General features: G+C 76.2%; 14 protein-coding genes and 2 pseudogenes. 8 read left to right on the plus strand and 8 right to left on the minus strand.

Annotated features, from left to right (window positions below; translation table 11 throughout):
- Positions 1–32: 32 nt before the first annotated feature.
- The 4 genes and pseudogenes from hemC to G7070_RS11435 form a co-directional block, all read right to left on the minus strand.
- A pseudogene (hemC, locus tag G7070_RS18745) lies at positions 33–950 on the minus strand (hydroxymethylbilane synthase); the annotation flags it as partial.
- Positions 947–2,392: a protoporphyrinogen/coproporphyrinogen oxidase gene (locus tag G7070_RS11425; RefSeq protein WP_166233850.1), complete on the minus strand. Its 1,446-nt coding sequence runs from the start codon at positions 2,390–2,392 to the stop codon at positions 947–949. The gene G7070_RS11425 and the pseudogene hemC, both read right to left, overlap by 4 nt.
- Positions 2,389–3,432 carry a uroporphyrinogen decarboxylase gene (gene hemE, locus G7070_RS11430; RefSeq protein ID WP_166233851.1) on the minus strand — a complete coding sequence of 348 codons (1,044 nt, stop codon included), beginning with the start codon at positions 3,430–3,432 and terminating at the stop codon, positions 2,389–2,391. The genes G7070_RS11425 and hemE overlap by 4 nt, the downstream gene beginning before the upstream one ends.
- A 39-nt stretch (positions 3,433–3,471) precedes the next feature.
- Entirely contained in the window at positions 3,472–3,990 is a 519-nt protein-coding gene (locus G7070_RS11435) for a P-loop nucleotide/nucleoside kinase family protein (RefSeq protein ID WP_166233852.1), read from the minus strand.
- A gap of 247 nt (positions 3,991–4,237) precedes the next feature.
- Between G7070_RS11435 and G7070_RS11440 the strand changes: the two genes are divergently transcribed.
- From G7070_RS11440 to G7070_RS18760, 7 genes and pseudogenes are all read left to right on the plus strand, one after another.
- On the plus strand, positions 4,238–5,602 hold the full coding sequence (locus tag G7070_RS11440) for a glutamyl-tRNA reductase (protein WP_166233853.1): 1,365 nt from the start codon (positions 4,238–4,240) through the stop codon (positions 5,600–5,602).
- Positions 5,599–6,633 (plus strand): ferrochelatase, encoded by a 1,035-nt coding sequence (gene hemH, locus G7070_RS19915; RefSeq protein WP_246227038.1) that lies wholly within the window; start codon positions 5,599–5,601, stop codon positions 6,631–6,633. The genes G7070_RS11440 and hemH overlap by 4 nt, the downstream gene beginning before the upstream one ends.
- Before the next feature lie 24 nt (positions 6,634–6,657).
- The gene (hemQ, locus tag G7070_RS19920) at positions 6,658–7,434 is read left to right on the plus strand and encodes a hydrogen peroxide-dependent heme synthase (RefSeq protein WP_246227039.1); all 777 of its coding nucleotides are present in this window, start codon (positions 6,658–6,660) and stop codon (positions 7,432–7,434) included.
- Positions 7,434–8,117: an HAD family hydrolase gene (locus G7070_RS11450; RefSeq protein ID WP_166233854.1), complete on the plus strand. Its 684-nt coding sequence runs from the start codon at positions 7,434–7,436 to the stop codon at positions 8,115–8,117. The genes hemQ and G7070_RS11450 overlap by 1 nt, the downstream gene beginning before the upstream one ends.
- The gene (locus tag G7070_RS11455; RefSeq protein WP_166233855.1) at positions 8,114–8,323 is read left to right on the plus strand and encodes a hypothetical protein; all 210 of its coding nucleotides are present in this window, start codon (positions 8,114–8,116) and stop codon (positions 8,321–8,323) included. The genes G7070_RS11450 and G7070_RS11455 overlap by 4 nt, the downstream gene beginning before the upstream one ends.
- A 112-nt stretch (positions 8,324–8,435) precedes the next feature.
- Positions 8,436–8,720 (plus strand): annotated as a pseudogene (locus tag G7070_RS19595) (class I SAM-dependent methyltransferase); the annotation flags it as partial.
- A 17-nt stretch (positions 8,721–8,737) separates the two neighbouring features.
- Positions 8,738–9,067 (plus strand): hypothetical protein, encoded by a 330-nt coding sequence (locus tag G7070_RS18760; RefSeq protein ID WP_166230689.1) that lies wholly within the window; start codon positions 8,738–8,740, stop codon positions 9,065–9,067.
- Between the two features lie 27 nt (positions 9,068–9,094).
- On the opposite strand, the gene G7070_RS11470 is transcribed toward G7070_RS18760, so the two are convergent.
- Positions 9,095–9,841 carry an alpha/beta fold hydrolase gene (locus tag G7070_RS11470; RefSeq protein WP_284690934.1) on the minus strand — a complete coding sequence of 249 codons (747 nt, stop codon included), beginning with the start codon at positions 9,839–9,841 and terminating at the stop codon, positions 9,095–9,097.
- 155 nt (positions 9,842–9,996) lie between these two features.
- Between G7070_RS11470 and G7070_RS11475 the strand changes: the two genes are divergently transcribed.
- The gene (locus tag G7070_RS11475) at positions 9,997–10,638 is read left to right on the plus strand and encodes an SDR family oxidoreductase (RefSeq protein WP_166233857.1); all 642 of its coding nucleotides are present in this window, start codon (positions 9,997–9,999) and stop codon (positions 10,636–10,638) included.
- A 7-nt stretch (positions 10,639–10,645) separates the two neighbouring features.
- Here G7070_RS11475 and G7070_RS11480 read toward each other — a convergent pair whose 3' ends face one another.
- From G7070_RS11480 to G7070_RS11490, 3 genes are read right to left on the minus strand one after another with little or no spacing between them, the layout of a single operon-like run.
- Positions 10,646–11,281: a hypothetical protein gene (locus tag G7070_RS11480; protein ID WP_166233858.1), complete on the minus strand. Its 636-nt coding sequence runs from the start codon at positions 11,279–11,281 to the stop codon at positions 10,646–10,648.
- Positions 11,281–12,558 (minus strand): threonine ammonia-lyase IlvA, encoded by a 1,278-nt coding sequence (gene ilvA, locus G7070_RS11485; RefSeq protein ID WP_246227041.1) that lies wholly within the window; start codon positions 12,556–12,558, stop codon positions 11,281–11,283. Before ilvA ends, G7070_RS11480 begins: the two co-directional genes overlap by 1 nt.
- Positions 12,555–14,048: a DNA recombination protein RmuC gene (locus tag G7070_RS11490; protein WP_246227043.1), complete on the minus strand. Its 1,494-nt coding sequence runs from the start codon at positions 14,046–14,048 to the stop codon at positions 12,555–12,557. The genes ilvA and G7070_RS11490 overlap by 4 nt, the downstream gene beginning before the upstream one ends.
- Between the last annotated feature and the right edge of the window lie 48 nt (positions 14,049–14,096).

Consider the following 14,096-nt stretch of genomic DNA (forward strand, 5'->3'; position numbering starts at 1 on the left):
CACAGCGCGGTGTCGGTGTGGAAGTCGGCCAGCTCCGAGGGCCGGTCGGCGCCCAGCGGCGTCACCTCGGCCGCGCCGCGCGCCAGCAGGGCCTCGGCCACTCGGACGCCGAGCGCCGCGTCGGGCGCGTGGGAGTCGGCCGACGCGGACGCCTCGACGAAGCGGGTGCCATCGGCGCTGAACACTGCGGCCCGCAGGGTCAGGACGCCGCCGGCGACGGACGCGGACGCGCCGACCGGGGCGGCGCAGCCGGCGCCCAGCCGGGCGAGCACGGCGCGCTCGGCCTCGACGGCGGCGCGGGTGTCGGGGTCGTCCAGGGACGCCAGCGCGGCCAGCACGGCGGCGTCCTCGCTGCGGCACTCCACGGCCAGCGCACCCTGCCCTGGCGCGGGCAGCAGCGGCAGGAGATCGCTGATCGCGTCGCCGCGGCCCAGGCGCTCCAGGCCGGCGGCGGCCAGCACGACGGCGTCCAGGTCGGCGTCCGGGCCGAGCGCGCGGGCCAGGCGGGTGCCGACGTTGCCGCGGATCTCGACCACGCCGAGGTCGGGGCGCAGCGCGCGCACCTGGGCGGCCCGGCGCGGCGACCCGGTGCCGACCCTCGCCCCTGCGGGCAGGTCGGCCAGCCGCAGCCCGTCGCGGGCGCACAGGGCGTCGGCGTGCGGCGCGCGGGCCGGGATGGCGCCGATCGCCAGACCCGGGACGGCGGCGGTGGGGAGGTCCTTCAGCGAGTGCACCACCAGGTCGACGCGGCCCTCCAGCAGGGCGACCCGCAGGGCGGCGGCGAACAGGCCCAGGCCGCCGGCGTCCAGCAGCGAGCCGGTGGTGACGTCGCCCTCGGAGCGGATGGTGACCAGCTCGACGTCGTGCCCGGCGGCGCGCAGCGCGTCGGCGACGTGCCCGGACTGGGTGCGGGCCAGTTCCGAGCCGCGGGTGCCCAGCTTCCACGTCATGACAGCTCCTGTGCGACGGCGGTGGCGTGCGGGATGACGGCGGCCAGCCCGGTGCCGGCGAACCAGGCGCCGGTGACGGCCAGGCCGGGATGATCGGCCAGGGACGCGGCGAGCGCGGCGACGCGGGCGCGGTGCTCGGGGGTCTGCGGCGGCAGCGAGTTGGGGAAGTGCACGACCGCGTGCCCCGCGACGTCCTGCTCGCGCAGGTCCACGCCCAGCAGCACGGACGCATCGGCGAGGGCGTCGGCCAGCGTCGGCTCGGGCGTCGGGACGCCCGCGCGGCCGTAGCTGACGCGCAGGACGTGCAGCCCCGACCCGGCGACGACCGCGGGCCATTTGAGCGAGTAGTGGGTGATGGCCTTGCAGGCGACCCGGCGGGTCTCGCCCTCGGCGAGCGGGGTGACGAGCAGGCCCGAGCCGCGCGGCCCGGCGTCGAGGCGGGGCTCGGCCAGGCTGATGCAGACCTGGGCCAGGTCGGCGCCGCGGGGGAGTTCCCAGTCGCCGATGTCCAGGCCCTCGACGGTGCGGAGGAGGTCGAGCGCCGCGCGGCCGTCCAGCGCGATGACGAGGCGGGACGTGGTGTCGACGGTGGTCTCGCCGGTGGCGACCGGCGGCGCGGCGGGGTCGGCGGCGCGGCCGGCGGCGTGGTGCGTCACGCGCCACCGGTCCCCGTCGCGGGCGATCGCGGTCACGACGCGCCGGGTGGCGACCTCGCCGCCCAGCTCGCCGATCCGGGTCGCCAGGGCGCGGGGCAGGGTGAACATGCCGCCGGAGGCGGCCGACACGACGGCGCCGGCGGGCGCGGCGGCGCGAACCGCGGCGGCCGCGCGCACCAGCGAGCCCTCCCGGGCCAGCGCCGCGCGCAGCCCGGGAGAGACGACGTCGACCGCGAGCCGGGAGGGGTGGGCCGAGTGGACGCCGCCCGCGATCGGGTCGACGAGCCGGTCCAGCACCTCCTCGCCCAACCGGGCCGTGACCAGCGCCGCGAGGTCCTCGGCGTCCGCGCCCGGCTCGGGGCCCATCGTCAGGTCCTGGCGGGCGCGGGCGAGCCCGGCCGGCGACAGCAGCGCGGCGACGATGGGGTCGTCCAGGTCGGTCGGGATCCCCAGCACGCCGTGCGGGATCGCGATGGCGTGCCCCGCCGGTTCGCTCGGGTCCGCGCCCGGACGCCGCCGGTGCGACCAGACCCACGAGCCGCCGGCCGGGTCGACCACCTCGAGGCCGAGGTCGGCGCAGAGGCCGGCGACCTCGCGGGAGCGCTTGGCGAACGATTCGGCACCCAGGTCGACCCACACCCCGCCGACGGGGGCACCGAAGACCAGCCCGCCGGGCGTGCCGCGGGACTCCAGCAGCAGGGGAGCCAGCCCGGCCCGGGCGAACGTGTGGGCCGCCTGCAGGCCCCCCACGCCGCCGCCGACGACGATGGCCTCGCGGTGCGTCATGCCTGGTGGATCCGTTCCACCAGCGCCGTCAGGACGCCGGGGTCGGTGGTCGGGGGGACGCCGTGGCCGAGGTTGACCACGTGGCCGGGCGCGTGCGCGCCGCGGGCCAGCACGTCCAGGGTGTGCGCCTCCAGCGGGGCCCAGCCGGCGGCCAGGAAGGCGGGGTCGATGTTGCCCTGCAGCGGGACGCCGGGCAGGCGGCGGGCGGCCTCGTCCAGCGGGGTGCGGTAGTCGATGCCCACCGCGTCGGCGCCGACGGCGAGTTCCTCGAGCAGATGGCCGGTGCCGGTGCCGAAGTGGATGCGCGGCACGCGGCCCGCCACGGCGTCCAGCGCCCGGCGGGACCAGGGCGCCACGGAGGCGGTGTAGTCGGCCAGCGACAGCGAGCCGGCCCAGGAGTCGAACAGCTGGATCGCCGAGGCGCCGGCGTCCACCTGGACGGTGAGGAACTCCCCGGAGATCCGCGCGCACCAGGCGAGCAGGTCGGACCAGGCGTCCGGGTCGGCGTGCATCATGGCGCGGGCGGCGAGGTGGTCGCGGCTCGGCCGGCCCTCGACGAGGTAGGCCGCGAGGGTGAACGGGGCGCCGGCGAAGCCGATCAGCGGCGTCCAGGAGGCGTCGCCCGACGGCGTCCCGGCGAGCTCGTCGCGGATGATCCCGATCGCCGCCGCGATGGCGGGGGTGTCGCCCAGGTCGCGCTCGGCCAGGCGCCGCACGTCGGCGGCCGACCGCACCGGGGAGTCGATGACGGGCCCGACGCCGGGCGCGATCTCGACGTCCACCCCGGCCAGCTTGAGCGGGACCATGATGTCGGAGAAGAAGATCGCCGCGTCCACGCGGTGGCGGCGCACCGGCTGCAGCGTGATCTCGGCGGCGAGCTCGGGGATCAGGCACGACTCGAGCATCGTCGTGCCCTCGCGGACGCGCTTGTACTCCGGAAGGGACCGGCCCGCCTGCCGCATGAACCACACCGGCGGGGTGTCGGGGCGCTCCCCGTTCAGGGCGCGCAGGAGCGGGGGCGTCGAGGAGGAGGAGGTCACCCCCTGATTCTAGGGCGTGCGCTGGGCGGCGGAGTCCGCTCAGCGGGTCAGCCGCAGCCCGGCGGCGGCCGCCACCGCGGCGACGACGGCGGGCAGGTCGGCCGAGGCGTCGACGCGCGGCACGGTGGGGAACGCGAGGTCGAGCCGCTCCCGGTAGGCGCGCACCGTGCGGGCGTCCAGGGCGTCCGGGTCGCCCTCGACCGCGTCGGCGGCGCGCACGGACGCCCGCGCGCTGCCCAGGGCTGGGGCGACGTCGAGCACCACATGGACGAAGCGGGCGCGGGCCGACTCCGCCGCCCACGCCAACCCGTCGGGGAACGTGCGCTCGGCCGCGAGCTGGGAGATCACGGTGGAACGCCCGGCGGCCGCGCGCTCCAGCACGGTCGCCGTGACCAGCGCGCGTGCCCGCAGCCCCGCCGCACCCGGATCCTCCCGCCAGCCGGGCACGTGCGAGCGCACCTCGTCCACGTCGAGGTGGAGCATGCCGGGGACGCCCCGGGCCAGCACAGCCGCCACCGTCGTCTTGCCCGAACCGGGCGCGCCGTTCAGCAGGACCACGACGGGGCCCCTCCACGCGTCCGGTGCCATCCCCCACCCCCTTCGTCGGTGTCGCCGCCCGACCGCGCCGACCCCACGATCCCGCTGCCGCGCCGGGCCTGTGCGCGGTGATCCCGGCAGGTTACGCCCGGCCCGGGCGTGGCGGCCTGTCCCGGCGCCGGGGCGACCGCGAACAGCGTCCGGCGATGTTCCGGCGGGTGGCTGGGATTCGGCCGGTGACGGCCGCGGATGGTTGAATGGGACCGTCATGACGTTGCACCTGATCTCCGTCCATCACGCCGAGCACGGCCTGGCCGCGGTCGAGGCGGTCACCCCGCAGGTCGCCGGCCTCGGGCGCAGGCTGCTCGCCGACGACGCGGTCCGCGGGGCGGTCGTCCTGGCCACCTGCAACCGCGTCGAGGTCTACGTGGACGCCGACGCGCCGGCCGATCACGTGGCCGGCCGCGTCCGCGCCGCCCTGGGGGACGCCGAGCCGCACGAGGGCCCGCTCGCCGTCCGCGAGGACGCCGACGCGCTGCGCCACCTGTTCGACGTCGGCGCCGGCCTGGATTCGATGGTTGTGGGCGAGCGCGAGATCGCCGGCCAGTTGCGGCGCGCGCTGAAGGCCGCGCACCGCGACGGCACCTCCTCGGGGCTGCTCACCGAGACGATCGAGCAGGCACTGCGCACCTCCCGCAAGGTGGCCCACCTGACGCGGCTGGCCACCACCGGCCGCTCGGTCGTCGCCGTGGGCCTCGACATGATCGCGCGCGAGTGGCCCGCGACCCGCGTTCTGCTGGTCGGGACGGGCGCCTACGCCGGGGCGGTCGTCGCCGCGCTGCGCGAGCGGGGCTGCGCCGACATCGCCGTGCACTCCTCCTCCGGACGCGCCGCCGCGTTCGCGGCCTCCCACCCCGGCACCCGCGCCGCGTCGGCGTCCCTGGTCGAGGCCCTGCGCGACACCGACGTGGTGCTCACCTGCCGCGGGCTGGGGCGTCCGGTGCTGACCGCGCCGCTGCTCGCCGAGGCGACCGACGGCCGCGCCGCCCCGCTCGCGGTGCTCGACCTGGCCGTCGCCCGCGACGTCGACCCCGCCGCCGGACGGCTGCCCGGCGTCCTGTTGGTCGATCTGCCCACCATCCAGCGCCACGTCCCCGAGGCGTCCCGCCGCGAGGTCGGCCGGGCGCGCAACCTGGTGGACGAGGGCGTCAAGGACCTGGTCACCCGCCTGAAGGGACGCGAGATGGACCCCGCCGTCATCGCCCTGCGCGACACCGTGAACGCGATGGTGGCCGACGAGGTCGCCCGCCTGCCCCAGGGCCGACCCGTCACCGGCGAGGAGGCGGCACACGCCCTGCGGCGGCTGGCCGCCCGCCTGGTCCACGTGCCCAGCGTCCGGGCCCGCAAGGCCGCCCAGGAGGGGCGCGCCGAGGAGTACCTGTCGGCGCTGTCGGAGCTGTGGGGCATCGAGCCGGCCGTCCAGCCCCTGCTGGCGAACCTCGAGGTCGGCGGCGCCGACGAGCGCGACGTGGACGCGGCCGTGCCGCCCGACACCCTCGACTGCGACACCTGTCCGATCACCGGCCTGCGCCTGTCCGACCTCGGCGCACGCCCCGAGCTGGAGGCGATGTGAGCTTCGACCACGACGCGATCTGCGTGTTGTCCTACGGCGGCCCGCGGGGGCCGGAGGACGTGCTGCCGTTCATGCGGAACGCGACGCGCGGCCGCGGCATCCCGGACGAACGGCTCGTCGAGGTGTCGGGTCACTACGCCCTGTTCGGCGGGGCGTCGCCGATCAACGGCCAGAACGAGGCCCTCGTCGAGGCGCTGCGGGCCGCCCTGGCCGAGCGCGGCATCGACGTCCCGATCGTGATCGGCAACCGGAACTGGACGCCGTACGTCGCCGACACCTTCACCGAGCTGGCCGCCGGCGGCGCCCGCCGCGTCCTGGCGCTGGCGACCTCGGCGTACGCGTCCTACTCCTCGTGCCGGCAGTACCGCGAGGACATCGCCGCCGCCCTCGCCGCGACCGGGGTGGAACTCGAGCTGGACAAGATCGGGCCGTTCGCCGAGACCGACGGCTTCGTCACCGCCAACGCCGACGCGCTGCGCGCCGCGCTCGCGCAGGCCCAGGGCGAGCCGCGCGTCATCTTCGTGACGCACTCGATCCCCACCGCGATGAACGCGGCGTCCGGCCCGGGTGAGGGCAACACCTACGAACGGCAGCACCAGCGCGTCGCGGCCGCGATCGCCGCCGCGGTGGGCCTGCCCGAGGACCGGTGGGAGATCGCCTACTGCAGCCGCTCGGGCGCCCCGCACATCCCGTGGCTCGAGCCGGACGTCAACGACCGCATGGAGGAACTCGCCGCGGCGGGCACCACGTCGGTGGTCACCGTCCCCTTCGGCTTCATCAGCGACCACATGGAGGTCGCCTACGACCTGGACACCCAGGCCGCCGAGACCGCGCAGCGCGTCGGGCAGTCCTACGTCCGCGCCGCCACCGCGGGCACGCACCCCGCGTTCGTCGCGATGCTGGCCGACGCGATCGCCGACCCGCGCCCCGGGCAGGTCGGCGGGCTGCCGTCCTGCGGCGCCACCTGCTGCCTGTCGGGACGCCCCGGGGAGGCCAAGCCGGCCGCCTGCGGCGCCGACGCCACCGCCTGACCCGACCTCACCACAGGAGGAAGCATGACCGATCGCCCCACCGCCCAGCCCGCCGGGCAGCCGCCCGCCAAGGTGCAGGGGGCGCCGTTCAGCGGCGACCCGCGCGACACCTACGTCGCGCCCGAGGAGGTCAACGCCGGCTCCCACTACGTGATGTACGCCGTGTTCTCGACGCTGGTGCCGCTGCCGGCCTCCGACGAGGAGCGCGGCGACGAGGTCGCGGCCGCCCTGCAGGCCGTCGAGGCCGCCGGCGTCACGGTGCGCGGCTGGTACGACGTCGGCGGGTTCCGCGCGGACGCCGACCTGATGGGCTGGTTCCTCGCCGACGACCCCACCCGCATCCAGGCCGCCTACCACGCGCTGCGGAACTCCGATCTCGGCGGACGCCTCGACCCGGTGTGGTCGGCGGTCGGCGTCCACCGCGGCGCCGAGTTCAACAACGCCCACACGCCGTCGTGCTTCTCCGGGATCGCGCCGCGGCCGTGGCTGACGGTGTACCCGTTCGTCCGCAGCTACGAGTGGTACTACATGGACCCGGCCAAGCGCTCCCACATGCTGCGCACGCACGGCATGGCCGCCCGCGAGTTCCCCGACGTGCTGGGCTCCACCACCTCGGCGTTCGCGCTGGGCGACTACGAGTGGCTGCTGGCCTTCGAGGCCGACGAACTGCACCGGCTCGTCGACGCGATGCGCGCCCAGCGCGCCGTCGAGGCCCGGCTCCACGTCCGCGAGGAGACCCCGTTCTTCACCGGGCCCCGCGTCGAGTTGGCGGACTGGGCCACGCGCCAGCCCCTCGCCTGATGGCCGCCTTCGAGGCGGTCCTGTTCGACTGCGACGGCGTCCTGGTCGACTCGGAGCCGATCACCAACCGCGTCCAGCGCGAGGTGCTGGCCGAACTCGGCTGGGAGCTGACCGAGGCCGAGGGCATCGCCCGCTTCGTCGGGCACGCCTTCGCCGACTTCGCCCCCGACATCCACGAGGCGACCGGGGTCTGGATCGACGAGGCGTGGCTCGAGGGCTTCCGGGCCCGCCGGGACGCCGCCCTGCGCGCCGAACTGCGTCCGGTCCCCGGCGCCGCCGACGCGGTGAGGGCGATCGCGGACGCCCTGGGCGGACGCGTGGCGTGCGCCTCGGGGGCCGACCGCGCCAAGACGCAGATGCAGGTCGACATCGCCGGCCTGTCCGACGTGTTCGGGGACCGGATCTTCAGCGGCATGGAGTGCGTGCTGACCAAGCCCGCGCCCGACGTCTACCTGGCCGCCGCGGCGGCGCTCGGGGTCGACCCGGCCGCGTGCGCCGTGATCGAGGACTCGGCCGCCGGGGTGTCGGCGGGGCTGGCCGCCGGCGCCACCGTGTTCGGCTTCGCGCCGCAGGGCCCCACGCACCAGCTCCCCGAGGCCTTGTTGGCCCAGGGCGCGGCGGCGACCTTCTCGGCCATGGCGGACCTGCCCGCCCTGGTCCTCGGCGGGCGGCCGCGAGCGTGACAGCGCCCGAGCCGCCGCGATCCCCGCAGCCGCCCCGGCGCCACCCGCTCAGCCTGTGGCTGCTGGTCGCGGCGTTCGTGCTCGTGCTGGTGATCAGCCTGCCCGGGGTGGCCGAGTCGGCCTCGGACCGGGCGCTGTCGATCGGCGCGGGCGTCGGCCTGGCCGGGGTGGCCTGGAGCCTTCTGCGGGAGTACCGGCGCCGCTAGCGTGGGCGTCATGTCCACCGAGGAGATGCGGCGCCGCGCGGCGGCCTTCGCCGGCACCGGCGCCGAGTACCACCGGCTGCGCCCGTCCTACCCGGGGCCCACCGTCGACTGGATGGTGCCCGCCGACGCGCGCGTCGTCCTCGACCTCGGCGCCGGCACCGGACGCCTCACCGACGCCCTGGTCGCGCGCGGCCTCGACGTCGTGGCGGTCGACCCGTCGGCGTCCATGCTCGCCGTCCTGGCCGCCCGGCTGCCCGGGGTGGTCGCCGTCGCCGGTACCGCGGAGGCCACAGGGTTGCCCGACGCGTCGGTGGACGCGATCGTCGTGGGGCAGGCCTGGCACTGGATGGATCCGGACGCCGCCTCGGCGGAGGCCGCCCGGGTGCTGCGTCCCGGCGGCACCCTGGCCATGGCGTGGAACCAGTTCGTCCCCGCCCCGGCTGGCAGACCGAGTTCGACGCGATCCAGCACTCCGCCCGCGGGATCGACCTGGCCGACGAGCAGGACGCCGCCGCCCGGGCGCCCTTCACCGACCGGGCCGAGGAGCGCTGGACGTGGACGCGGGAGGTGCCCGCGGAGGACTTCCTGCAGCGCTACACCACGCACTCGCCGTTCCTCGTGCAGGACGCGCAGGAGCAGCAGCGCCGGCTGTCGGGTTGGCGCGCCCTCCTCGACGCGCACGCCGGCGCCCACGTCACCGAGCACTACGAGACGCGGGCCTGGCGGTTCCGGCTGCCCGCGTGAGGACCACCCCCGGCGAGCCGGCGGGCCTCAGCGCACCTGGGCGAAGAACCGCACCAGTTCGGCGGTGATCTGCGCCTCGGCGGTGGCGCGATCCACGTCGGGGACGCCGTCGCCGGCCTGCGGGCCGTAGCGCCCGAAGAAGCTGTGGACCGCGCCGGGCACCGTCACCAGCCGTGTCCCGGCGGGCAGGCTGCCCACCCCGGCGCGCACCCGATCGGGATCGGCCACCCCGTCGTTGCCGGCCAGCAGCGACACGGCCGGGAACGGGGCGTCGACGAGGTCGGCATTGTCGGGCGGGTAGGCCGCCAGCAGGACCAGGCCCGCGACGGCGTCCGGGTGCGCGGCGGCGTAGGAGGCCGCCATCGCCCCGCCGAGCGAATGCCCGCCCACCACCACCGGCAGCCCGCCGGCCAACTCGGACGCCAACCGCTCGGCCCGGTCGGTGCCCAGGACCGCGAGGTCGAGCGGCATCTCGGGGATGAGCGTCCGGACGCCGTGGGCCGCGAGCGCGTGCCCGATCCACTCGTAGGCCTGCGGCCGGACCAGCCCGCCCGGGTAGAGCACGAACGCGACCCGCGCGTCGCCCTGGGCCGGGTCGACGACCAGCACGCGGCCGCCCGCCTCCGCGAGCCGGACGCGCGCCGGGGCGTCGGGGACGGCGGCGTCCTGCCCGACGACGAGCGGCGTGCGCAGCACGTACGGCTGGGCCAGGCCGACGCCGTAGCCCAGCAGCCCGAGGATCACGGCCAACAGGAGTCCCGTGCGCTTCTTCACCCCGCCATTGTCCCGGCACCCGCGCGTCGCCCGCGTCATCGCCCGCCGCGGGGGCTCCCGCCCCGAGGGGGATCGCGGCGGAGAAGCGCGCGGCGCGCCGCCTGACCCGCTCCGAGTGATCGCCCTGACAACGCCTGAGGCGCTAGATTCCCGGGATGGACGTCCTGATTCTGGGTGGCCACGGAAAGGTGGCCCTGCTTCTCGCACCGCTGCTCGTCGCGCGCGGTGACACCGTCGACTCGGTCATCCGCAACCCGGAACAGGCCGATGCGGTCCGGGCCTCGGGTGCCAACCCGATCGTCGCCGACATCGAGTCGCTCAGCACCGATGCCCTGGCCGACCTGATCCACGGCCACCACGCGGTGGTGTGGTCCGCGGGAGCCGGGGGCGGCGACCCGCAGCGCACCTACGCGGTGGACAAGGACGCGGCCATCCGCTCGATCGACGCCGCCGAGCACGCCGGCGTGCGGCGCTACGTGATGGTGTCCTACTTCGGATCCGACCTGAACCACGGCGTCGAAGCGGGCAGCGGGTTCTTCCCGTACGCCGAGGCCAAGGCGGCCGCGGACACCTACCTGCGCGCCAGCGACCTGTCGTGGACGGTCGTCAGCCCGAGCACGCTGACCCTGGAGGCGCCCACGGGCAGGATCGACGCGGCGGCGTCCACCTCGGGCAGCGTGAGCCGGGCCGACGTGGCGGGCGTGATCGCCGCCGTTCTCGCCAACCCGACCACGGCCGGGCGCACGATCCGGTTCAACTCCGGGGAGACGGAGATCGCGGCCGCGGTCGCCCGCTGAGGGCGGCTCAGACGGGGCGCGTCACGGCGGCGCGGGGTCGGCGGCGCCGCCGCACGCCCGCCCGGACGAGCTCGAGTTCGGCCAGGGCGGCCATCGCGTGCGGGTCGCCCGCGCGCCAGGCGGCCACCGGGTCGGCGCCGATGCTGCGCAGTTCGTCGATGGGCTGGGTGGCCAGCGCGCGCAGCGCCAGCAGGTCGGTGCCGTCGGCGGTGTCCACCAGCGCCCGCACCTCGGCGGCCCGGCGGGCGAACGCCAGCCGGCGGGGGACCCAGAGGATCAGGATGATCGCGACGGGGATCACGAAGGCCAGCGCGCCCGCGACGGTGGCGGTCTGCTCGATCGCCGCCACCTGCCCGGACGCGGAGGCGGCCAGGTCGCCCAGGGTGCCGGCCATCCCGTCGAGCGGTTGCCGCAGACCGTCCCCGACCAGGGGGATGCCGGCGGCCTGGTTCGCCGCGTCCGCGGCCTGCCGGCGCAGGTCCTCGGCGAGCCCGGCGGCCTGCCGCGACGGCTCCGCCACGGCGCGGATCACGCCGTCGGTCAGCCGGCCCGCGAACCACCAGGCCACGCACCACAGCAGCACGAAGGCGTCGGCCGCGATCTGCCGGGCCAGGCGCCACGACGGGCGGGCGTAGAACTGCATCAGAGCATGAACCGGTAGAAGGGGCTGTCGGGGTCGACGGGCTCCGCCTTGATCGGGCTCCGCTCGATCCGGACGAGCAGCTCGGGCAGGCTGGCGGGGTCGCCCAGTTCGATGCCGACCAGGGCGGGGCCGACGTCGCGGTTGCTGCGCTTGACGTACTCGAAGTGCGTGATGTCGTCCTCGGGGCCCAGCACCTCGTCGAGGAAGCGGCGCAGCGCCCCCGGCTCCTGGGGGAAGCTGACCAGGAAGTAGTGCTTGCGGCCCTCGTACAGCAGCGACCGCTCCACGATCTCCGCGTACCGCGACACGTCGTTGTTGCCGCCGGAGATCACCGCGACGACGAGTTCGCCGCGGCGCGGCGGGTCCAGCCGCAGCGACGCGGTCGCCAGGGCGCCCGCCGGCTCGGCGATGATGCCGTCGGACTGGTACAGCGACAGCATCTCCGAGCAGATGGCGCCCTCGGGGACCGACAGCAGCCGCGGCGCGTGCCGCGACGCGATGGCGAACGTGACGTCGCCGGCCCGGCGCACCGCGGCGCCGTCCACGAACGTGTCGATGCGGCCCAGGCTGGTGGGCCTGCCGGCGTCCATCGCGGCGGCCATGCAGGCGGCGCCGGTGGGCTCGACGGCGGTGATCGCGGTGTGGGGTGAGCGCGCGGCGAGCCACACCAGGCTGCCGGCCAGCAGGCCGCCCCCGCCGACGGGCAGGATCATCCGGTCGGGCTCGCGGCCCAGTTGCTCGACGGTCTCCTTCGCGACGGTGCCCTGGCCCGCGATGGTGCGGGCGTCGTCGAAGGCGGGCACGATCGTCGACCCGGACGCCGCCGCGGCCTCCTCCGCGGCCGCCGAGGACTCGTCGTAGGAGTCGCCCACGACGACGAGCTCCACGAACTCGCGCCCGAAGTGCCGCATCCGGTCGCGCTTCTGCCGCGGCGTGGTGGACGGCACGAAGATCCGGCCCGCGATGCCGAGGGCGGCGCACGCCATGGCGACGCCCTGGCCGTGGTTCCCGGCGGAGGCCGCGATGACGCCGGCGGCGCGCTCGGCGTCGCTGAGCTGCGCGATCAGGTTGTAGGCGCCCCGGATCTTGTAGGAGCGGACCGGTTGCAGGTCCTCCCGCTTGAGCCAGATCTCCGCGCCGGTGGCGGCCGACAGCCGTTCGTTGTACTGCAGCGGCGTCTCCGAGATGACGCCGGCCAGCCGGACGCTCGCAGCGTCGACGTCCGCGACGGTGACGGGCAACGGGTCGCGGCTGGTGCCCGCGGGAAGGTGGCTCACCCGGCCATTGTGCCCCGGTCGCGGCCTGGATCGTCGGGGGCGTCGTCGATGAGATCCAGCAGGGCCGGCTCGTGGCGCCGCAGTTCGTCGGCCTCGGGGAGGGCGGGCTTGCGCGGGCGCCCGAGCGCGGAGGGCACGTCGGTCGCGTCCGCGACGAGCTCGGGGGCGGCGATCTGGCGCAGCGGCTCCTCCACGGACCCCAGCGGGGCCAGCTCGGCCTGGGTGACGTCGAGGTCGCGGAACCGCCGGGCGGTGACCAGGACGCGGTTCTCCAGCGAGCCCACCGACGCGTTGTAGGCCTTGACCGCGGTGCCCAGCGCCCGGCCCAGCTTGTCGACGTTGTGCCCCATGGTGCCGAGCCGGTCGTACAGCTCGCGGCCGAGCTGGGACACCTCCGCCGCGGACGCCGCCAGCTTGGCTTGCTTCCAGCCGTACGCGACCGAGCGGAGCAGCCCGATCAGCGTGGTCGGGGTGGCCACCACGATGTCGCGCGCGCTGGCGTACTCGTGCAGGTCGGGGATGAGCCGCAGCGCCTCGAACCCGAGCGCCTCGTTGGGCACGAACATCACGACGAACTCGGGCGTGCCGGGGTCGGCCTTCCAGTAGTTCTTGCCCGACAGCGCGTCGACGTGACCCTTCACGTTGCGGGCGAACAGCCCGAGGTAGCGCTCGCGCTCGCGCTCGTCGTCGGTCTCCTGCGCGTCCAGGAACGCCGACAGCGGCACCTTGGAGTCGACGTAGACGAACTTGCCCTCGGTCAGCATCACCTTCAGGTCGGGGCGGATCACGCGGTCCTCGCTGGTGGAGGACGTCTCCTGCTGGACGAAGTCGCAGTGCTCGAGCATGCCCGCGAGCTCGGCGACCCGCTGGAGTTGCAGCTCGCCCCACGCGCCGCGGACCTGCGGCTTGCGCAGCGCCGTCGACAGCGCGTTGGTCTCGCGGCGCAACTGCTCGCCGGTGAACTGCACCGCGCGGACCTGCCCGGCGAGCTCGGTCGCCATCGCGACCCGCGCCTGCTCGACCTCGGCCAGCCGGGTGTTGAACGCGGCGAGGCTCTCCTTGATCGGCGCCATCAGCTGCTCGGTGGCCTTGAGGCGCTGCTCGGCGGTCACGTCGGCGCGCCGGCCCTGCTCGTCGAGCGCCTGCCCGCTCAGCAGCTTGAACTCCTTGATCAGCACGTCGCGGTCGGCGGCGACCTCGGCCGCGCGAGCGACGGCAGCGTCCCGCTCCGCGACGGCGGCGACGATCCTGGCCTCGGCCCCCGCCAGGCGCGCCCGGGCCTCGGACGCCAGCGCCGCGGCGGCGTGCGCGTCCGCCCGGGCCTCGGCGACCTCCTGCCGGGCCAGCGCCGCCTCGGCCTTCGCCTCCTGGACGCGGACCTGCGCCTGCGCGGCCGAGGTGCCGGCGTCGGCCAGCTCCGTGCGGGTCTGCGCGGCCTCGGCGCGGGCGCGTTCGGCGTCCGAGCGGGCCTGGGCGGCGTCGGCCCGCAACCGCTCGACTCCCGCCCCGTCGCCGGAGTCGGAGGCCGACTGCCGCAG

The sequence above is a fragment of the Propioniciclava coleopterorum genome, assembly GCF_011393335.1.
Taxonomy (GTDB): domain Bacteria; phylum Actinomycetota; class Actinomycetes; order Propionibacteriales; family Propionibacteriaceae; genus Propioniciclava; species Propioniciclava coleopterorum.